Origin of the sequence: Pedobacter albus (assembly GCF_036324255.1) — a bacterium.
In the GTDB taxonomy this organism is placed as follows: domain Bacteria; phylum Bacteroidota; class Bacteroidia; order Sphingobacteriales; family Sphingobacteriaceae; genus Pedobacter; species Pedobacter albus.
Window position 1 is genome coordinate 112617 of the sequence record NZ_JAZDQT010000001.1, and the last position, 21138, is coordinate 133754.

19 protein-coding genes are annotated in these 21138 nt (G+C 44.3%); 11 read left to right on the forward strand and 8 right to left on the reverse strand.

Annotation, left to right across the window (positions count from 1 at the left end; translation table 11 throughout):
- Positions 1 to 34: 34 nt before the first annotated feature.
- The gene (locus VRU48_RS00440) at positions 35 to 1339 is read left to right on the forward strand and encodes a DEAD/DEAH box helicase (RefSeq protein ID WP_330105964.1); all 1305 of its coding nucleotides are present in this window, start codon (positions 35 to 37) and stop codon (positions 1337 to 1339) included.
- A 54-nt stretch (positions 1340 to 1393) separates the two neighbouring features.
- Here VRU48_RS00440 and VRU48_RS00445 read toward each other — a convergent pair whose 3' ends face one another.
- The 5 genes from VRU48_RS00445 to mnmC2 all read right to left on the reverse strand — a co-directional run bounded on the left by VRU48_RS00445 (position 1394) and on the right by mnmC2 (position 5160).
- Entirely contained in the window at positions 1394 to 2095 is a 702-nt protein-coding gene (locus tag VRU48_RS00445; RefSeq protein ID WP_330105965.1) for a M949_RS01915 family surface polysaccharide biosynthesis protein, read from the reverse strand.
- A 24-nt stretch (positions 2096 to 2119) separates the two neighbouring features.
- A complete protein-coding gene (gene mazG, locus VRU48_RS00450; protein ID WP_330105966.1) occupies positions 2120 to 2926 on the reverse strand; it encodes a nucleoside triphosphate pyrophosphohydrolase in 807 nt (268 codons plus the stop codon).
- Between the two features lies 1 nt (position 2927).
- Positions 2928 to 3230 (reverse strand): hypothetical protein, encoded by a 303-nt coding sequence (locus VRU48_RS00455; protein ID WP_330105967.1) that lies wholly within the window; start codon positions 3228 to 3230, stop codon positions 2928 to 2930.
- Position 3231: 1 nt separating this feature from the next.
- Entirely contained in the window at positions 3232 to 4347 is a 1116-nt protein-coding gene (locus VRU48_RS00460) for an AI-2E family transporter (RefSeq protein WP_330105968.1), read from the reverse strand.
- 144 nt (positions 4348 to 4491) lie between these two features.
- Positions 4492 to 5160, reverse strand: coding sequence for a tRNA (5-methylaminomethyl-2-thiouridine)(34)-methyltransferase MnmC2 (mnmC2, locus tag VRU48_RS00465; protein ID WP_330105969.1), 669 nt, complete (start codon positions 5158 to 5160; stop codon positions 4492 to 4494).
- Positions 5161 to 5206: 46 nt separating this feature from the next.
- Between mnmC2 and VRU48_RS00470 the strand changes: the two genes are divergently transcribed.
- Both VRU48_RS00470 and VRU48_RS00475 read left to right on the forward strand, forming a co-directional pair.
- Complete coding sequence (locus VRU48_RS00470; RefSeq protein ID WP_330105970.1) at positions 5207 to 5545, forward strand: MmcQ/YjbR family DNA-binding protein; 339 nt, start codon at positions 5207 to 5209, stop codon at positions 5543 to 5545.
- A gap of 369 nt (positions 5546 to 5914) precedes the next feature.
- On the forward strand, positions 5915 to 6310 hold the full coding sequence (locus tag VRU48_RS00475; RefSeq protein ID WP_330105971.1) for a GxxExxY protein: 396 nt from the start codon (positions 5915 to 5917) through the stop codon (positions 6308 to 6310).
- Between the two features lie 306 nt (positions 6311 to 6616).
- On the opposite strand, the gene VRU48_RS00480 is transcribed toward VRU48_RS00475, so the two are convergent.
- Complete coding sequence (locus VRU48_RS00480) at positions 6617 to 8653, reverse strand: M13 family metallopeptidase (RefSeq protein ID WP_330105972.1); 2037 nt, start codon at positions 8651 to 8653, stop codon at positions 6617 to 6619.
- 282 nt (positions 8654 to 8935) lie between these two features.
- On the opposite strand from VRU48_RS00480, the gene VRU48_RS00485 reads away from it, so the two are divergent.
- Entirely contained in the window at positions 8936 to 10888 is a 1953-nt protein-coding gene (locus tag VRU48_RS00485) for a heavy metal translocating P-type ATPase (protein WP_330105973.1), read from the forward strand.
- 30 nt (positions 10889 to 10918) lie between these two features.
- Entirely contained in the window at positions 10919 to 11548 is a 630-nt protein-coding gene (locus VRU48_RS00490) for a Uma2 family endonuclease (RefSeq protein ID WP_330105974.1), read from the forward strand.
- On the opposite strand, the gene VRU48_RS00495 is transcribed toward VRU48_RS00490, so the two are convergent.
- A complete protein-coding gene (locus tag VRU48_RS00495; protein WP_330105975.1) occupies positions 11535 to 11903 on the reverse strand; it encodes a VOC family protein in 369 nt (122 codons plus the stop codon). The genes VRU48_RS00490 and VRU48_RS00495 overlap by 14 nt on opposite strands.
- Positions 11904 to 12049: 146 nt before the next feature.
- Between VRU48_RS00495 and VRU48_RS00500 the strand changes: the two genes are divergently transcribed.
- The 6 genes from VRU48_RS00500 (at position 12050) to VRU48_RS00525 (ending at position 20529) form a co-directional block, all read left to right on the forward strand.
- Positions 12050 to 14725, forward strand: a complete 2676-nt coding sequence (locus tag VRU48_RS00500) for a valine--tRNA ligase (RefSeq protein WP_330105976.1) — start codon at positions 12050 to 12052, stop codon at positions 14723 to 14725.
- Position 14726: 1 nt separating this feature from the next.
- Entirely contained in the window at positions 14727 to 15455 is a 729-nt protein-coding gene (locus VRU48_RS00505; protein WP_330105977.1) for a hypothetical protein, read from the forward strand.
- Positions 15456 to 15458: 3 nt separating this feature from the next.
- A complete protein-coding gene (locus tag VRU48_RS00510; protein ID WP_330105978.1) occupies positions 15459 to 15998 on the forward strand; it encodes a hypothetical protein in 540 nt (179 codons plus the stop codon).
- Positions 15999 to 16584: 586 nt separating this feature from the next.
- Complete coding sequence (locus VRU48_RS00515) at positions 16585 to 17940, forward strand: Gfo/Idh/MocA family protein (protein WP_330105979.1); 1356 nt, start codon at positions 16585 to 16587, stop codon at positions 17938 to 17940.
- Between the two features lie 37 nt (positions 17941 to 17977).
- Positions 17978 to 19342 carry a 3-keto-disaccharide hydrolase gene (locus VRU48_RS00520; RefSeq protein WP_431311627.1) on the forward strand — a complete coding sequence of 455 codons (1365 nt, stop codon included), beginning with the start codon at positions 17978 to 17980 and terminating at the stop codon, positions 19340 to 19342.
- Complete coding sequence (locus VRU48_RS00525) at positions 19342 to 20529, forward strand: Gfo/Idh/MocA family protein (protein ID WP_330105981.1); 1188 nt, start codon at positions 19342 to 19344, stop codon at positions 20527 to 20529. The genes VRU48_RS00520 and VRU48_RS00525 overlap by 1 nt, the downstream gene beginning before the upstream one ends.
- Before the next feature lie 10 nt (positions 20530 to 20539).
- Here the strand turns inward: VRU48_RS00525 and VRU48_RS00530 are convergent, their stop codons facing one another.
- Entirely contained in the window at positions 20540 to 21001 is a 462-nt protein-coding gene (locus tag VRU48_RS00530) for a type I restriction enzyme HsdR N-terminal domain-containing protein (RefSeq protein WP_330105982.1), read from the reverse strand.
- Positions 21002 to 21138 lie beyond the last annotated feature (137 nt).

The window sequence follows — 21138 nt, forward strand, 5'->3', positions numbered from 1 at the left end:
TTTATATTTTGTAAATTTGCCGTTCAATATTACAATGGTGTCTTTAGAACAACTCAAATTAAGCAAGCCTTTGAACTCGGTAATGACCGAACTGGGCTATTTAAATGCCAAGGAAATACAGGCTAGAAGCATGTCGCGCATTATTGGCGGACAAGATATTATTGCCGTAGGGCCAGAAGGTGCGGGTAAAACCACTACCTATGTGCTGGCTACTTTAATGCGCATCAAATATGGGTTCGAAGAAGCGCCAAGAGCCCTGATTTTGGTGCCTACCAAAGAAAAGGTAGAGGAGGTGATGGCCCAGTTCGAACTACTGAATAGGAACCAAACCATCCGTATTGTAGGCATCCATGCCGATAACAGCATGGAAAACCAGGTAAACGAGCTGACCGATGGCTGTGATATCGTAGTGGCCGTTCCGTCGAGAGCTAGGGCGGTTTACTTGAAACTGGGCCTCAATACCAATAAAATCCAGCTGATGGTTATTGACGATGCAGCCGAAATGGTAAAACAGGGCATGCAACTGCCGATTAACGAACTGGCCAACAGCATCCAAAAATGCCAGCACCTGGTGTTTACAGAGGTGATGCACGAAAAGCTGGAAAAAATGATCAGCGCCTTTATGCGTTTTCCAACTTTGATAGAGGTAGAAGACCTGGGCGAGAACCAAGTAGAAACCCAACCTCAACTGTTGTATCAGGTGCCTAATTTCAGAACAAAGCTCAACCTGCTCAACCTTTTGCTTAAAGACAGCGAAGTGTTTGACAAGGTAGTCGTTTTTGTAAATACCCGACTAACCGCACAAACTTTGGCCAAAGACCTTTTTGATGGGAAGGCCAGCGATATTTTTGTATATAAGCCCCTGTTTTTTGACGAAGCCGGTTTTGACGATGTCGAAGCGTTTAAGGCAGAACCCAATGCCCGAGTGCTGATTGTAGCCAATGAAATGTTAAGCGATTTTGATTGGAAAGGCATTCCGTTTATATTCCATTTTGAGTTGCCTGCCCAACGAGAAACCTATCTGCAGCGCATTATCAAGCAACAGGATTCGGAGGAGGTGATGGCCATTACTTTTGCCACCGATCTGGAATTGCCCGAAGTACGCAAAATAGAACAGTCTATTGGTCAGAAATTAGAAATAGCCGAATTGCCAGATGATTTGCTGATTGAAGAAACCACCAAGGAAAATGCTTCAAAAAAGCAACTGAGCAAAGAAGAAGCCGAAGAGGAAGCTTTTCGCAAAGCGGCCTTTCACGAAAAGAAGAAAAGCAATGCCAAAACCAGCAATTTTGGTGCTGGCGAAAAAGCCGTGATGAGCAAAAAGAAGAAGCACGGATAAGAGATCATACTTTCGAAGTTTTTAAAACTTCGAAAGTATGGCGCAATTTATTTTTTAATCGGCGATTTGCGTTGCCTTTTTGGCCATTTTATCTAAATATTTGCTTGGAAAAATGGCGTGGTTATTCTTCACCATTTTTTCCATCAGTTCCTTAACATGGGCCTGTACTTTAGCTGGCAAACTGTAAAAAGTTAGGTCTACCTGTGTTTTTCTTTCGCCATCTAATACGCCGTTCTGGTGCCTGATGGCCGATTTTTGTCCTTTGTAGTAGACTAAAATCTTCAAGCGGCCATCATCGTAGCCATTATTGCCAAAAGTGCCGTACACCACAATCGGCTCAATCAAGCCATCGCCATCCAAATCGGTAAACTCGCAGTATTTGGTCCAGAACCAGATGGAACTTTCGATGGTTGCGCCCTTGGTGTCAGGCAGTTTAAAATCGTTGATTTCCCATTTTTTGGTCGCAACCCCTTTATCTACTTTAAAGTTAAAGGCTTTGATGGTATTGTTGATGGTGTCTTTAGCCTTGATCTTGTCCGAACTCTCTGAAAGCGCCACGTAATAGGTGCCACTTTTGTCGCTATAGGTATAGGCCCTAAAAATAGGGAAGTTGATGAGGTTTTTCTTTTTGAAGGCCGGCGTAAAAAAATCGTCGGTTTCGGCTTTGGTCAGGGTATGGCTATGGGTGCTGTCGCTTTGCGCACTGGCCTGTAGCATCAAAAAGGCCATGCAAAGGAGAACGTACAATTTTTTCATGTGGATAGGTTAAGTACGGTAAATTTAAAGTTTTTTGGCCTCGTTCCAATATACGTCCATTTCGGCCAGGGTCATGTCTTGCAGGGCTTTGCCGTTTTCCTTGGCCTTGCCTTCTAAAAACTGGAAGCGCTTAATGAACTTTTTGTTGGTTTTTTCGAGCGCATTTTCGGGATTGATGTTGATGAAACGGGCATAATTGACCAACGAAAAAAGCAGGTCGCCAAATTCGCCCTCTGCCTTTTCGGTATCGATGGTTTCGTTTTCGGCAATGTTAAACTCGTCCTTAAATTCTTGTAGCTCTTCTTCAACCTTGGCCCAAACTTGTTCTTTTTCTTCCCAATCGAACCCTACGCCACGCGCTTTTTCCTGTATGCGGCTGGCTTTAACCAAGGCCGGCAATGAGCCCGGTACGCCTCCTAAAACAGATTTATTGCCTTCTTTAAGCTTGAGCTGTTCCCAGTTGCGTTTTACATCTTCTTCGCTGTTCACCTCTACATCGCCATAAATATGCGGATGCCTGCTGATGAGCTTGTCGCATACGCCGTTGAGCACATCGGTAATGTTAAACTGGTCGGTTTCGCTGGCAATGCGCGCATAAAAAACCAGGTGCATCATCAAATCGCCCAGTTCTTTTTTCACTTCCTGCATATCGCCATCCAAAATCGAATCAGACAGTTCGTAGGTTTCTTCAATGGTCAGGTGCCTCAGGGTTTCCATGGTTTGTTTTTTGTCCCAAGGGCATTGTGCGCGCAAGGTATCGAGCACGGTAAGCAATCTTAAAAAAGCGGTATCTGGACTTTGGGTAGCTGGTGGCGGAATATTGGCAGGCATATTAGTGGATAATGTTGAAAGTAATCATAATCGTGGTGAGCAAAAGTACGATAAGTCCGAACAAAAACATGATATCGGCGAAACGTTCCATTTTCTTGGCGTGCAGCGAAGTGCTCTTCATGCTCAAAAAAGAAAGCAGGCAGCTGGCCATAAACGAAATAACGGCCAGCGCGGCGCCTTCGTCTATGTAGGTGGACTGGCTGAGCTTTGAAATCTTGACTGAAGTGAGCACAATAAAGCAAAATCCCAGTAAATTGGCCGATGTGCTGAGGATGTGTGGCGATTTGCTTTCGTTTTCTTTCATGTTATTCGGCTTCTTCGAGCTTTATTTTTTTGGTTATTCTGTAAACTTTTCGCTTGCGCGGATGAGGTTTCTGCTCCTCGCCGAGTAAAAGTCCCCATGGGGTAAGGCCATCAACCCTTTCGAAAATGATCTTGAGCATGGCCAAATAGGGAATACATAAAAACATACCCGAAATGCCCCAGATCATTTCGCCCACTACAATGCCAATAAAGGCAAACAGCGCATTTATTTTTACTTTCGAACCAACCACCAAAGGCATCAGCAGGTTGCCGTCTATGGTGTGCACGCCCACAAAAGCCAAAATCACAAACAAGGCTTTGGCTGCGCCGGCGGTGGCAAAGGTGATGAGTGCGCTAATGAGCAAGGCAGTAGAAATGCCCAGGTAAGGAATGATGTTGAAAATACCGGCAATGAGGCCCAATAAAATGGCATATTTTACGCCCAGCAAAGAAAGGGTAGTGATCATGAGCGTTGAAACAATCAGCATTTGGAGAAAAAGCCCGGTGATGTACTTTTTGATGATCCACTGTATTTCCCTCACAATTTCGGTTACTTTGGTTTTATGTTTTTCGGCAAAAACAGTCGTCAGGAAAGTAAACAGCAAGCGCCTGTAATTCAACACGAAAAACGTAAACAATAAGGTAAACGCCAAAAACAGCAGGCTCGAAGAAATGGTAAGCAGGGTAGAGCCCACCAGGGTTGCGCCGGTAGCCAGGGCTTTTTCAGCGCTGTTGCTCAGGTAGGCCTCCTGATTGGTGGCATTGACATGGAAAGTTCTCGAAATCCAGTGTTGTATATCATGAAAAGCGGCGGTCAGTTGTTTAACCAGCAATGGCCAATCGGCCCAAAGCTCGCTCAGTTGCGTGCCAAAAAAATACATGATGCCATAAATCACGGCAATCATCACAATCACAGATGTGATAGAAGACAAGCCACGTTTAAACCTGAGCCTGCGTTCTAAAAAATTGGCCAAAGGCAACAGCAGAAAAGCCATGAGCAATGAAAAAAGCAAAGGCGATAGCAGGCTTTTTCCCAAAATGGCCAAATAGCCGATCATGATAATGGAGAGGAGTGCCAGCGCTAGCCGGGCGACAAAAGGTAAGGAAACTTCCTTCATAGCTGGTAAATTTGAAATAAATATAGATGAAAATTCAGTAGACTGAAAAGAGTTGTTGGTTTGGTGAATCTTTTTTGCTACTTCAAAACAGCTAAGTGCAGCGAATGGTTTTGGTAAAGCTAAAACTGGCAATTGCCAATGAAGCTATTCCTTAATCGCCCTGATCATTTCTCTTTTGCCCGGTGCGCCAGGCAATTTTTCGATACGCATGCCACAGGCTTTGAGGGCTCTTTTTAGGTTTCCGGTGATGGCATAGCTCACAAAAACGCCTCCCAATTTGAGGAAGCTACATGCGTGGGCAATCAGCTCGTTGGTCCACATTTCGGGTTGGTGCCTTACCGAAAAAGCATCGTAGTATAACAAATCGAATTGCTGATTGGTGTTAAAATCGGTCAGGGTAGTATGGGCAATGCTCAGACTGCAAAAGCTAGAAAGTTGTTGTTTGCTTTGTAGTGCCTGTTCGTAATGGCTTGTAAATTCTTGCCAGCTTGTTGCCGGAACATAGTCGTTGTAGCCCGTTTGGCTAATGGTAGCTAAAGGCAAGGGAAATGCTTCGATACCGACATAATTGAGTGGTTGCTGTTGTTCTTCGCAATGGGCCTTGCTTAGGATGAAATTCAATCCGGTGCCAAAACCAACCTCGAGCACACTGATGGCCTGACCCTGATTTAAACCGACGGCAAATTTTAATCCAGCCTCGATAAAAACGTGCCTGCTTTCTTGCAAGGCGCCATGGGCAGAGTGGTAGTGCTCGCCAATGGTTTCGTTAAACAAGGTGTTGGAGCCATCGGCGGTTTTGGTTAAGATATTCATATTGCAAAGTTGCTAAAAAACAGTCGTTATCGATTATCTTTAGGGTATGAATATAGAAAGCTTTAGAACGTTTTGCCTCAGTTTGCCTGGAACAACCGAAGGCATGAAATGGGAACATCTTTGTTTCATGATCGAAGAAAAGATGTTTGTGATTATTGCGTTGGAAGAGGGAAACAGCTTTTCTACCAAATGTGAACCGGAAGAGTTTGAGGAACTGACGGTAAGAGATGGTATTCATCAGGCTTCGCACATGGCCAAGAGGCAGTGGGTACAGATTGATCGTTTGGATATCCTGACGGAAGAAGAATTGAAGAAGAGGGTGTTGACATCAAGGGCACTAGTGTTAGCTAAGTTGCCTAAAAAGATACAGGAGAAGTATAGATAATGTTAGCCACAGCTTAGCAGATTTTGGTTGGTTTCGGGTTAATAAATGAATTAGATAATTAAAAATAATCCTTTACCTGTGGCCGTAGATGTAAATAGGGTTAGCCACAGATTGACAGATTTTGGTTGATTTCTGGTTAATAAATGAATTAGATAGCTAAAAAATAATCCTTTAATCTGGGGCTTTGAGTATAAATGATGTTAGTCGCAGATTAATAAATTTAGCTTTTGGTTAAATAAATAAACTAAATAGCTAAAGATATAATCCTTTAATCTACGGCTGTGGAATATGAGTAAAGTTTAGGCTTTTGCTTCATTAATTTTTCTTATCTTGTTTTTATCATCTCTAAAGCCCCTTATTTTTTAAGCTATGGCAAGAGATATGTACCAATCGGATTTTTACCCGCTCCAGGATGAAACTTACGAATTGATAGGCATTGCGATGGAAGTTCACCGCATTTTAGGTAGCGGTTTGTTAGAAGTTGTGTATAAAGATGCAATCGAGTATGAATTACGTCAAAGAGGAATTGTATACCAGAGAGAGAAGGAGTTTTTAATCGCCTATAAGGACATTATTCTTCCGCATGTTTTTTATGCTGACTTTCATGTTTACAACCGGATTATTCTTGAAGTAAAATGCAAGGCCGGAATTGTAGAAGAACATTATGCCCAAATATTGAATTACCTTGCCGTTTCTGGGATGAAAGTCGGCCTTATTGTAAATTTTCATGCAAAGTCGCTACAATATAAGAGAGTAATTAAGTAGCCGGGTAATGTTAGTGACAGCTTGATAAATAAAATTATAATCCTTTAGTCTGTAGCTGAGAATATAAATGGCATTAGCCACAGATTGACAGATTTTGGTTGGTTTCTGTTTAATAAGTGAATTAGGTAGCTAAAAAATAATCCTTTAATCTGTGGCCGTAAATGTAAATAGGGTTAGCCACAGATTAACAGATTTCAGTGCCCTGCTCACTAACTAGAATATAATTTTTTAATCTATGGCCCATTAAGTTGATGCTATAAAAAAAGCCTCCTAATTGTTCGGGAGGCTTTTGTTTTGTTTAATGTTTTACCAGAGTCTTATTCTATCTTCTGGTTTTTTATAGAGTTTATCTCCAGGTTTCACACCAAAAGCATCGTACCAGGCATCCATGTTTACAGGAGCGCCAATGGTTCTGTACGGGCCCGGCGAGTGCGGGTCGGTTTTGATCAATTGGGCGGCCGCTTCTGGCAAAATATTGCCTCTCCAAACCTGGGCCCACGATAAGAAGAAACGCTGATCAGGGGTAAAACCATCGATTTTTTCGTTGCTTTGGCCTTGTTTGGTCATTTTGAAGGCGGTATAGGCCGCATTTAAGCCACCTAAATCGCCAATGTTTTCGCCCATGGTCAATTTGCCCAAAACGTGAATGGTATCAACCACCGTGTAAGCGCTGAACTGATCGCCCAAAGCTTTGGTTTTGGCATTGAATTTTGCACGGTCTTCGTCGGTCCACCAGTTTTTAAGGTTTCCTGATCCATCGTACTGGCTTCCGGTATCGTCAAACCCGTGGCTCATTTCATGTCCGATTACCGCACCAATACCGCCATAATTCACCGCGTCATCGGCATTTGGGTCGAAGAACGGGAACTGCAAAATTCCGGCAGGGAACACGATTTCGTTCATGGTTGGACTGTATGAAGCATTTACCGTTGGAGGCGTCATGCCAAAACGGGTACGATCAACTGGTTTGCCCAAACGGTTTACCATTTCATTGTAGCCCCATGCACCCGCATTGCGCAGGTTTTGGAAATAGGTGCCCCTGTTGATCACCAAGCCATCATAGGTTTGCCATTTGGTGGTGTAACCCACTTTAGGCGTAAAGGCATGGAGTTTTTCTAAAGCTTTTTTCTTGGTGGCATCGCTCATCCAATCCAAGTTGTTGATCCTGATTTCGAAAGCCTTGCGCAGGTTTACAATCATTTGGTCCATGCGCACTTTTGCATCTGGCTTGAAATATTTGGCCACGTACAATTGGCCTAACAATTCGCCAATGGTGCCATCGGTTAGGGCCGACATGCGTTGCCAGCGTGGGGTTTGTACTTTTTGTCCGGTTTGTGCCTGGGTAAAGGCAAAGCTGGCTTTTACAAAAGGCGAGCTCAGGTTATTGGCTGCGCCTTTTAATACGTTCCATTCCAAATAGGTTTTCCAATCGGCCAACGGAACCGAAGTTAGCATGCCGTTCAGGTTTTTGAAGAAAGAAAGCGAGTTAACCAATACCGTATCCTGGCCATTTACCTTAAGCTTAGGCATCAAGGTTGTCCAGTTGATGTTTGGCGTGATTTTGTTGAATTCGGCAACGGTCAGCTTGTTATAGGTTTTGTATTGGTCGCGCATTTCGATGCGACTCATCTGGATTTCGGCCAATGCCTTTTCCAGTTTGAAAACAGTTTCGGCTTTTTGTGTCGCCACAGCCTCGGTATTGCCAACCAAACTGAACAGCTTCACCATGTAAGTATGGTAGGCTGCCCTGATTTTTTGGCTTTGTGGATCATCTTTTAAATAGTAATCGCGATCGCTTAAAGTAGTACCGCCCTGCGAAACGTTAACCAGGTATTTGGTTACGTTTTTTCGGTCTTGGCCAACCCCAAAACCAAACATGCCACCGCCAACACCCGAAGTGCGCATATAGGCAATTTGGTCTAAAAGCCCCTGTACGTCTTTTACTTGTTTGATTTTTTCAAGATCGGCTTTGATCGGCGTATAGCCCAGTTTTTCGATGGTCACACTGTCCATGGCGGCTGCGTAGAAATCGCCAACGCGTTTGGTTACCGAACCTGCATGTGCATTTTTGTCGGCCGCTGCCGCTTCTACCAAGCCTCTTACCGCTTGGGCATTAAATTCGCGGAGTTCGTTAAAAGATCCCCAACGTGTTTCTTTGGCCGGAACAGGGTTGTTTTTGATCCAGGTTCCGCTGGCATACTGATAAAAATCGTCGCCCGGCTTCACACTCAGATCCATATTTGCAGGGTCGATGTATTTTTTGGGTGCGTTCTGCGCCGAAGCCACAAAACTGCCCGCCAGGATACCCGCCGCCGCAAAATAACTTTTCAATTGAATTTTCATACTTTATGGGATATAATTAAAGATGAAAATTAAGAATTACCCAATAAACTAAGGCATGATAATAGAAATATTACTTGTTGAACCAGTAATAGATTTTGCTTAAGCCAATTTTGCGGAAAATGTCAATATTAAATATTGTTAATCTGAACGATTTCATTGTTTTAGCTTTTATATTTATTTAACATATTTTAACATCTTTTATTGTATGGCGCTAAAAATCAGTGATGAAAAAGCCACTTTTTAGTGATTTAATATGTAATTTTGAATAATTCTAAATTAGAAATGGAAAAACACGAACATCCTCCACATACAGACGGCTGCTGCAGCCATGAGCAAACGCACAGCCACGATGATGGGCACGACCACGACCATGGCGATGCTTCATCCATTAAAACCTATTTGCCGGCTATCTTAAGTTTGGTGCTGCTATTGAGCGCCATTGCCTTCGATCATTTTAAACTGGTTTTTTTTACGGGTTACTTGCGTACGGGCTGGTATTTGCTGGCTTATGCCATTGTGGCCCTTTCGGTGATTAAGGAAGCCGTACTTACGATAGCCAAGGGCGATATTTTTACCGAGTTTTTATTGATGTCGCTGGCCACCATTGGCGCTTTGGCCTTGGGCGAATACCCTGAAGCCGTAGCTGTAATGCTGTTTTATACCATCGGCGAATTGTTTCAGGGTGCTGCGGTCGATAAGGCCAAGCGAAACATCAAAGCCCTGCTCGATGTAAGACCCGATCTGGCCAACGTACAACGCAGCGGCAAATTCGAAACCGTAAAGCCCGATACTGTAGCCATAGGCGAAACCATACAGCTCAAAGTGGGCGAAAAAGCTCCGCTGGATGGCGAATTGCTGAGCGATAGCGCCAGCTTCAATACGGCTGCCCTAACGGGAGAAAGTACGCCAAGAACCATTCGCAAAGGCGAAGCGGTGCTGGCAGGTATGCTCAATCTCGATCAGGTGGTTACGCTAAAAGTAACCAAGAAGTTTGCCGATAGCGCCCTGTCGCGTATTTTGGAGATGGTGCAGAACGCCACTTCGCGCAAAGCCAAAACAGAATTGTTCATCCGCAAGTTTGCCCGTGTGTACACGCCCATCGTTTTCTTTTTGGCGGTAGCATTGGTGGCTTTGCCTTATTTCATCGTGGCCAACTACGATTTTCAGACCTGGTTGTACCGGGCGCTGGTGTTTTTGGTGATTTCATGCCCTTGTGCCTTGGTTATTTCTATCCCTTTGGGCTATTTTGGTGGCATTGGCGCAGCTTCTGCCAACGGTATCCTGTTTAAGGGTTCTAATTTTCTCGATGTAATTACCCAGCTTAACGTGGTGGTGATGGACAAAACCGGCACGTTAACCCAAGGCGTATTCAAGGTAAAAGAAGTAAAGGCCGAAATTGACGAAGCTAGGTTTATGGCCTTGTTGGCTTCTTTAGAATCGCAGTCTACCCATCCCATTGCCAAAGCCATTGTAAGCCATTATGGCGATAAGCAGCTGTTGGCTGTAACCGAAGTGAAAGAAATTGCGGGCCATGGTTTAACAGCGCTTATCGATCAGCAACAGGTAGGTGCAGGCAATGCCAAGCTGCTCAAAAAACTCAATATCGATTATCCTGATTTTATCAACGAACAGGTAGAAACCATTGTGCTGTTGGCTGTGGATGGCAAGTATGCGGGTTACGCCATTATTGCCGACGAAGTAAAAGCCGATGCTAAGCAGGCAGTTGACGAGCTGCATGCCAACGGGATTAAGCAAGTGGTGATGTTAAGTGGCGATAAAACGGCCATCACGCAGAAACTGGCTAAAGAATTGGGTATCGACCTGGCCTATGGCGATTTGTTGCCCGAAGATAAGGTAAGCAGGTTGGAAGAAATCAAAAAAGACCCGGCAAACCAAGTGGCCTTTGTGGGCGATGGCATTAACGATGCACCCGTACTGGCACTTAGCGATGTGGGTATGGCCATGGGGGCCATGGGTAGCGATGCAGCTATTGAAACGGCCGATGTGGTGATCCAAAACGACCAGCCGAGCCGGATTGTGACGGCTATTAAAATTGGCAAAGCGACCAAGCGTGTGGTTTACCAGAACATTGGATTGGCCTTTGCGGTCAAAGCGGTGGTGCTTGTTTTGGGCGCCGGTGGCCTTGCAACCATGTGGGAGGCTGTTTTTGCCGATGTTGGCGTAGCATTTCTAGCGATTTTAAATGCAGTGAGAATTCAAAGGATGAAATTTTGAATTTGCTATTTATTTTAGTAAATTTGGTTTGTGAGCGAGCATGTTAAATATAAAACCCCCGATGATAACGAAAAGGTGTGGCAGTTCAATGATATTGACCTGTCGCTAACCTATAGCTATGCCCATTACCTCAACTGGCTTTTTGATGATCGCGTAGAACTGATTAAGGGCAAAGTCTTTAAGATGAGCCCTGCGCCATCGCGCCTGCATCAGGAAATTTCGAGAAACCTGTTTCTTCCTATCGCCAATTTCTTAAAAAATCAGCCCTGCAAAGCTTATGCGGCTCCTTTCGATGTCCGTTTTCCCAAAGAGAGCAAGGCCAACGAGGCTATTTATACCGTATTGCAACCCGATATCTGCGTGGTTTGTGATAAATCCAAGCTCGATGATAAGGGCTGTATCGGCGCTCCTGATCTCGTTATCGAAATCCTTTCGCCGGGCAACAACAAAAAAGAACTGTTGTACAAATACCAAATTTACCAAGAGTTTGGCGTAAAAGAATATTGGGTGGTAAGCCAAAGCGATCAAACCGTTTTAATCTACAGTTTAGTCAATGGCCATTACCAGCCTTCAAAAATCTATACTTTAGGCGAGTTTGTAACTTCGAGCGTTTTGCCGGGCTTTGGCCTCAACCTCGACGAAGTATTTACTGATTTGTAGGCAAATCCTGTCCAAATTGCAAAAGGTAGCCGTTATTGTCGTAAATGGCAAACTCGCGCATGCCATAATCGAAATCTTCTAACGGGTAGCAAACATTGACCTGGTCTTTAAGCTGTTCCCAAATTTCATCCACGTTAGGCGTATTGAAATAAAAAGAACCCGTAAAAACAGCTTTTTCAAAACCGATATGTTCATTGGGCAGACTTACAAAGATTTGCACTTCGTCTTTTTGCAAACAGGCCCAAAAAGTGGGCTCGTCAGTTAGGCAGGTAAAACCGAGCGTTTGGGTGTAAAATTCGATAGTTGATGCAAATTGGTTGGTATAGAGGAAAGGGGTTAGTCGATCAAGTTTCATGTTGAGCTTTTAGTTGTACTAAGCTACAAAATTGTTCGAATAACACTTGCGAAGTTTTTAGAACTTTGCAAGTGTTTCTCTCGCTTTTCTGCTTTAAAAATTCCTGCCAAAATCGTATTTTTGTAGTTTAATCGACACAAATATACATGAGCATTTCCACAAAATACGACCCTACGGCCGCAGAAGACAAATGGTACAGCTATTGGCTAGACAAAAAGTTTTTTCATTCAACACCCGATGAACGTGAACCTTATACCATCGTTATTCCGCCACCAAACGTAACCGGCGTATTGCACATGGGCCACATGCTCAACAACACCATTCAGGATGTACTGATCCGCAAGGCCCGTATGCAGGGCAAAAACGCTTGCTGGGTAGCTGGAACCGACCATGCTTCTATTGCCACCGAAGCAAAGGTGGTAGCCATGCTTAAAGAAAGGGGCATCAGCAAAAAAGACCTGAGCCGCGAGGAATTCTTGAAATACGCTTGGGAATGGAAAGAGAAATACGGGGGCATTATTTTGGATCAGCTCAAAAAACTGGGTGCCAGCTGCGATTGGGACAGGACCCGTTTTACCATGGAAGAGGATTTGTCTGAAGCAGTAATCGACAGTTTTATCCATTTGTACAAAAAAGGCAATATCTACCGTGGCGTACGCATGGTAAACTGGGATCCGACAGGCAAAACTGCCGTTTCCGACGAAGAGGTTATCCGCAAAGAGGTTAACCAGAAGCTGTATTATATCAAATATGAGGTAAAAAGTGAAGGCGAGCCTTCAGCCTTTCTGACCATCGCCACAACGCGTCCGGAAACCATCATGGCCGATAGTGCGATCTGTATCAACCCTAACGACGAGCGCTATACGCATTTGCATGGCAAAAAGGTTTTTGTGCCTTTGATCAATCGCGAAATTCCGATTATACAAGACGAATATGTGACCATGGAATTTGGTACAGGCTGCCTAAAAGTTACGCCTGCGCACGATTTGAACGATTATGAACTGGGCGTAAAACACAAGCTTCCGGTTATCGATATCTTGAACGATGATGGTACTTTAAACGATAAGGCTGAAATCCTGATTGGCGAAGATCGTTTCGTGGCCCGTAAAAAAATTGCCAAAGTGCTTGAAGAAAGCGGGCATTTGGAGAAAGTGGAAGACTATAAATCGCAGGTAGGTTTTTCTGAGCGTACCGATGCGGTTATCGAGCCCAAACTTTCGCTGCAATGGTTCAGTAAAATGGACCAGCTGGCCAAACCAGCCTTGGAAGATGTGCTGAATGGCGAAGTAAAGCTGATTCCAGAAAAATTCATCAACACCTATCGCCACTGGATGGAAAACGTGAAAGATTGGTGTATTAGTCGCCAATTGTGGTGGGGACAACGCATTCCGGCTTGGTATTTCCAGCATGAAGAGCCGGTTGTAGCCAAAACAAAGGCAGAGGCTATTGAAGAGTTGATCAATCGCGTACCTGAGCGTCGCGAGTGGTCTGAGGAATCGAAGGCAGGCTTTAGGAAACAAGCTGAAGAGTTTATTACACAGGACGAAGACGTGGTTGACACCTGGTTTTCGTCGTGGTTATGGCCGATTACGGTTTTTGATGGTTTTAAAGATCCTCAGAACAAAGATTTCAACTATTACTATCCAACCAACGATTTGGTAACTGCGCCGGAGATTTTGTTCTTCTGGGTGGCCCGTATGATTATGGCTGGACGTGAATTTACTGGCAAAAAACCATTTACCAATGTTTATTTAACCGGCATTGTTCGCGATAAATTGGGCAGAAAAATGTCTAAATCGTTGGGCAATTCACCCGATCCGATTGGACTGATCGAAAAATACGGTGCCGATGGCGTAAGGGTAGGCATGCTGATGTCTTCGCCGGCTGGTAACGATTTGATGTTTGACGAAGCTTACTGCGAACAAGGCCGTAACTTTGCCAATAAAATCTGGAATGCCTTCCGCTTGGTAAAAGGCTGGGAAGTTGACGAAACTTTGGCCAATCCAAATCAAAAAGCTATTGCTTGGTTCGAAAGCCGTTTTAGCGAAGCTTTGGCCGAAATCGAATCGAACTTTAAACAGTATCGTTTATCAGAAGCCTTAATGGCAACCTATAAATTGGTATGGGACGATTTCTGTGCCTGGTATTTGGAAATGATCAAGCCTCAGTACCAACATCCGGTTGATGCGGAAACAAAAAAAATAACCATCCAGTATTTTGAGCAGATTTTAAGATTGTTGCATCCTTTTATGCCTTTCTTAACGGAAGAGTTGTACCACGACGAGCTGTTTGGCGAGCGCGCCGAAATGGATTGTTGCATCGTAGCCGATTATCCGGTTATTGGACAGGTTAACGAGATTTTGCTTAAAGAAGCCGAATTGGTTAAAGGACTGGTTTCAGAAATCAGAAATGTAAGGAATAAGCGCCAGATTTCGCCAAAAGAAGCTTTGCCATTGGCTATTAAAGTTAATTCTGGCCTCGATTATAAGGCTTGGGAAAACATCATCTTTAAATTGGCCAATATCGAGCAAATCGAGTTGGTTAATGATAAGGTTGCAGGTGCGGCCAGCTTTATGGTGGGCAACGACGAATTCTTCATCAGCCTAGGTGGCAATGTAGATGCCGAAGCAGAAAAAGAGCGCTTAACCAAAGAATTGGAATACCTGCAGGGCTTCCTGAAATCGGTTGACGCCAAGTTGAGCAACGAGCGTTTTGTACAAAATGCAAAACCTGAAATCATTGCCAATGAACGCAATAAAAAAGCCGATGCCGAATCTAAAATTGCAATCATTACCGAGAGCCTAGCGGCTATGGAGGCTTAGTATGAAAAAAATAAAATTAGGTCTTGCAGGTTTGGCTTTGTGTTTTGTGGCCTGCCAAAGTAACCAGAAACAGCCAGAAAAGGTCGATACGTTGCTGTTGGACACTACGATTACGGAAGATGTAGCAACACCGCCTCCTCCAGTTTCGGGTAGCGAGACGAGTCTGAAGCCAAACCCGAATGCCATTTTGGTAAGTTGCGATGGGGTAGGGAAGATTACTTTTGACGATACCTACGAAACGATTGAACGCAAGGCCGGCAAAGCGAATGTAGAACTCGATTCTATGATGGTTAACGGTGTGTTTCAGCATGCTTTTGTTACCAAAGTTTGGAAAGGTACGGCCGGAGAGCTTACCATCAATTGGCAGGAAAGCAAACCTCCCTATCAAACCATTCAGAATATTATTATCGATAAACCTGGCACCACTTATGTGTTGCAGAATGGCATTAAATTGGGCAGTTCGCTATCGTTGTTTAATAAACTGAATGGCAAACCGGTAATGCTGATTGGCTTTGCGGGCAAAAATGCTGGTACTTTAATGAGCTTTGACGGGGGCAACCTGATGGCGCAGATTCCTTGTGTGAGGGGAGTTTTTGCCTTGCCTCCGATGAAATCGCACCCTAAAGAGGTAGATGCGGTACTGACGCCAAACTTGGTTCAATCTGACCAAACGGCTTTTAAGATTTACGATCCTACATTGGTTAAAATCATTATCAACTCAAAAAGATAAGACATGAAGAAACTAGCAATTATGCTTTTGGTAGCCGTTTTGGCTGCTTGTTCCAACAAAAAAGCAACAGAGAACACCAATAGCTCTACTATTTTTATTGAGCAAAAAGTAAACGAATTTATTGCCGAAAATCCAGATTGGACCAAAGACCAGGCTACCCAGGACGCCACTACCGATAAGTTTAAGCATTGGGCCATAAACTTGAGCAACGAGCCGGAGTTTTTGAAGGACATGCCCTTAAAGCTCAAAAGCTTAACCGATACGTTGGTAAGCGGACAAACCTTTAAGCTGGCCACTTTTGTGGGTTATAATGACAACGCCAGGCCTAAAGGCTCGCTGTTAAATTACATCCAGCTTCAAATAAACGGTATTATGCCCGATGATATCGTAAAAACCGTAGCAATCGACAAGAATTATACGCTTACCGGCAACTTGTATAAACAAGGCAAAAGAGCCGATGTAAAGTTTGTGAATGTAGCCGACTTTAAAGGTTATGACGTTGGTAAATACACTTTCTCTATTACGGCGGTAAAGCCATTGTAGTTTACAACAGGTTTTTGCCACAGATTGACAGATTAGTTTTGGAAAGCCAGGGTGTTAAGCCTGTTCGTCAGTTACTTTTATAAGTTAACAATTCCTTTAGTCTTTTAGCTTTAGCCTTTGGTCTTTTACCCACGCATCAGTTGGTGTTCTTCACCAATTCGGATTTGAGTATTGTTTTAGCCACAGATTGACAGATTAGTTTTGGAAATCCAGGGTGTCAAATCTGTTCGTTAGTGGTTTTCCTTCCACAGATTAACAATTCCTTTAGTCTTTTAGCTTTGGCCTTTGGTCTTATTACCGCGCATCAGTTGGTGTTCTTCACCAATTCAGATTTGAGTATTGTTTTAGCCACAGATTGACAGATTAGTTTTGAAAATCTAGGACTGTCAAATCTGTTCATCTGTAGCTTTTATCGTATAGGTTAAATAATGCCTTTAGTCTTTTAGCTTTAGCCTTTGACCTTTATTGTAATTAAAATATCATTGCTCAGGCTATTAATTCTGAATGAAAAATCTTATTATTGGTTAGGTTAAAACGTTTAATCTGTCTAACATCAACTTTTCACTCATTCATTAAGCGTTCTGAGATGGATAACACTAGAAGAACATTTATCAAGCAATCAGCATTGCTTGCAGCCGCTACTTATGCCGGTACGCTCAGTACAAGCGCAAAAAGCTATAACCGCATTATAGGCGCCAACGATCGGGTTCGTGTAGGTGCAGTCGGGTTTTCGGATCGATTTAGGGAAACGCTTTTTCCCTGTTTTCAAAACCACTACAAAGAACTGAATTTTGACCTGGTTGGTCTTTCCGATCTTTGGGCTTACCGCAGGGATCTGGGTACCGCCTTTATCAAAGAAAAAACGGGAAGCGATATCAAAAGCTGTCGCAACAACGATGAACTGTATGCCATGAAAGACTTGGATGCGGTCATTATCAGCACGGCCGATTTTCAGCATGCCCTGCATACCATAGAAGCCGTAAAAGCCGGTTGCGATGCCTATGTAGAAAAGCCCTTTGCCGAAACCATGGACGATGCTAAAGCGGCCTTGAAGGCGGTAAAAGCCAGCAATAAAATTGTACAGATCGGTTCGCAGCGCCGCAGTGGCGAAAATTATAAAAACGCAGCGGATTATATCCAACAGGGTAAATTTGGAGCCATTACAGCCGTAGATTTGGTATGGAATGTGAACCAGCCTGGGCGTTGGCGCAGACCTGCCCTGGTAGCCAAACTCAAACAAGAAGACATCGATTGGAAACGCTTTTTGCTCAACCGTCCGGCCGATACCTGGGACCCTCGTAAATATTTGGAATACCGTTTGTTCTGGCCTTACTCGTCGGGTATGCCTGGCCAATGGATGTCGCACCAAATTGATACGGTGCACTGGTTTACGCAACTGCATCATCCGCGTAGCGTAGTGGCCAACGGTGGCATCTACACTTGGAAAGACGGTCGCAAAAACTGGGATACCATGGTGGCTGTATTCGATTATGGCAAGCCCGATACTAGCGATGGCTTTCAGGTTACCTTTACCTCGAGGATGCAAAACAGCGTAGGCGATGTAGGCGAAGTGTATTATTCGAACGGTGGAGAGCTCAACCTCATCACCAATAAAGTTTCGCCAAAAGGAGGCTTGGGCGAGAAGGAAGCCGCGGCTATGGGTATGAAAGCCAATTTATTAGGCAATTTCGACCTTTCTAAAACTGAGATCAAGACAGCTACCGGTGCTAGCATGGGTGGCGATCCTTTAACTTCGGGCCACATGCGCAACTGGATGGAATGCATACGCAGCCGAAAAACGCCAAATGCGCCGGTTGAAGCAGGTTACTACCATTCCATAGCCAATATCATGACCAATGCAGCGGTACATACCGGTGCAAAAGCCACTTTCGACGAGCAAAAACAGGAAGTAATGGCCAACGGCAAGATTTTCAAATACTAAATCCAAATATCTACCTATCATTGATAACCCCAATATGATGAAGCTGAACACGATTACCTTAGCACTTTCCCTGCTTGGCCTAACCACGGCTGTACAAGCACAGAAATCTACCCCTTTGTTTGATGGCAAAACCCTAAATGGCTGGAAACCCATTGTGGGCTCGGCGCCTTATGCCATAGAAAACGGCATGATTGTAGGCACGATGGCCAAAGGTTCGCCCAACTCTTTCTTGGTAACCGAAAAAGAATATGGCAATTTTATTTTAGAGCTGGATGTGAAACTGGAAGGTACCGAAACCAACTCGGGCATCCAAACACGTAGTCATTTTAACCCTGCCGGCAACCAAGGCAAAGGCATGGTGTATGGAAGGCAGGTTGAAATAGACCCGTCGGCGAGAGCTTGGACCGGCGGTATTTACGACGAAGCCCGCAGGCAGTGGCTTTATCCGTTAGAACTTAACCCGAAAGCCAAATCGGCTTACAAAGTAGAGGAATTTAACCATTATAAAATCGAATGTATCGGCAACGAAACCAAAACCTGGGTAAACGGTATTCCGGTGGCTTATGTGATCGATACGGTTGATAAAACCGGATTTATCGGCTTGCAGGTGCATGGCATTGGCAACAACCTCAAACTGGATGGCAAAAAGGTGTATTTCAAGAACATTCGCATCCAAACCGAAAACCTCAAGCCAGAGGCCTTTCCAAAGGGGATTTATACCGTTAATTTTACACCCAATAGCCTGTCTGCCTACGAAAAAGCCAATGGTTATAAGTTGTTGTTTGATGGTAAGACCAATGCAGGTTGGGTTGGAGCCTATAAAACTGCATTCCCGGCAAAAGGCTGGAGCATTGCCAATGGCGAGCTAACGGTATTGCCATCCGATGGTGCAGAATCAACCAATGGTGGCGATATCGTGACCAAAGAGGAGTTTTCGGCCTTCGATCTTTCATTCGATTTCAAATTGTCTGAAGGTGCCAATAGTGGCGTAAAATACTTCGTTACCCTGTCTGAAAAAAATACCGGATCGGCCATAGGCCTCGAGTATCAGGTGTTAGACGATGAGAAGCATCCGGATGCCAAATTAGGCAGGGATGGCAACAGAACATTGGCTTCGCTGTACGATTTAATTACCGCTAAAAAAGAAGCCCGTTTCCTGCATCCAATCGGCGCTTGGAACAGTGGCAGGGTAGTGGTTTACCCGAACAACAAGGTAGAACATTACCTGAATGGCGTAAAAGTATTGGAATACACCAGGGGATCTGAAGAATTCAGGAAACTGGTAGCCTTGAGTAAGTATAAGGTTTGGAAAGATTTTGGCGAAGCGCCTAAAGGGCATCTCTTGTTGCAGGATCATGGAAATCGGGTGAGTTTTAGAAGCGTCAAAATCAAGACTTTGTAATGCGCCGTCGTACTTTTATTCAAAAATCGGCCCTGTTGGGCTCGGGTTTGTTGCTGTCTGATCGTTTGATGGCCAACTTGGTGGCCGAACCTATTTCCATGGCCATGATTGGCTGTGGAGATCGGGGCAAAGGCGTGCTTTCGGTTATCAAAGCTATGCCCGAGCTCTTTAAAATAAGTGCTTATTGCGATGTGCTCGATTTTAGGTTGGCCGAAACCAAGCCTTATGTGCCGGCATCGGCCGAGGCGGTAAAAGACTACCAGCAAATTCTCGACAATAAAAATATCCAAGCCGTATTTATTGCGGTGCCCTTAAACCAGCATTTTAAAATTGCAAAAGATGCCGTGCTGGCAGGTAAGCACGTATATGTAGAGAAAACCATGACCTACAATGCTAGTCAGGCACTCGAATTGAGGAAACTGGTTAAGCAATACCCCAAACAGGTATTTCAGGTGGGCTACCAATATCGCTATTCGCCCCTGTATTTTAAGGTAAAAGAAATGATCCAGAGCGGCTATATCGGCAAGGTTTCGCAGATAGATTGTCGTTGGGACAGAAACGGCAATTGGCGCAGGGCAGTGCCCGATCCGAGTTTAGAAAGGCAGATCAACTGGCGCATGTACAAGGAATACTCTGGCGGACTGCCTGCCGAACTGCTTTCGCACCAAATCGATTTTATCAATTGGGCATTCGAAACACAGCCCAGCGAAATTTTGGGAACCGGAGGGATTGACGTCTTTAAAGATGGTCGTGAAACTTATGATAACGTTCAGGCCGTTTTAAGGTACAAGGAGGCAGGCATGATCGGTAATTTTGGGGCTACTTGTGGCAACGCGCACGATGGCTACCTGTTTAAAATCAAAGGTACTAAAGGCACGGTTTCTCTGCTCACCAACACGGGTGTGTTTTATCCCGAAAAGGCTTTGGCCAAAGAACTGGGCATTGTAGATGGCGTAACCAGCGCTACCAAAATTGCACCCAATGCCGACGGTGGGATCCCTATTTTAGACAAGCCTACCATAGACGGAACCAATTATGCCTTGAAAGCTTTTTACGAATCGGTAACAGCAGGCAATATGCCCGTTTCAAACATCGATACAGGCACCAAGGCCGCTATTTGTGTGTCCATGTGCAACGAAGCCATATATTCGGGGCAGCGCCAGCTTTGGAAAAAGGAATACGATTAATAGAGGCTGTTTACAGTGCTTGATAATTGGGTAGCTCGGCCACAAACAAAAAACGGCCGTTGCTATGGTCTATTTGTGCATGGTAATGCTGCAGACCGTTGGTTACCACCAGCCAAGGTGCTTTATAAACCGAGTTGTAGCGTGCCGCTTGATCGAAAGTAGCCTGTGTAATGGCCACCGATGGTGCTTTGCATTCGATAACCATCAGTTTTTCGCCAGCAGTGTTGTAAACTAAAATATCGCTTCTTTTACGCGTTTGGTTAAGACTGAGGCCTCCTTCAATTTGGAGCAATGCGGTAGGGAAGCCCTTTTCCTTCACCAGAAAACGGATGAAATGTTGCCTTACCCATTCTTCGGGCGTTAACACCAAATGCTTTTTGCGGATTTCGTCGAAAATAAAATAGGTATCCTCTTTTTGCGTAATCTTAAAAGGGTGGGGTGGCAAATTAAGGGGCGTAGGGTTAAAGGGCATTTTTCAGTTCTCGGTTTCCGGTTGGAAGTTTTCAATTCTCAGTTAACAGTTCTCAATTCCCATATCTCACATCTCAATACGCAATACTCAAATCTCACCGACAAATATACTACCTCAAATCTAATTTAAATCGTAAT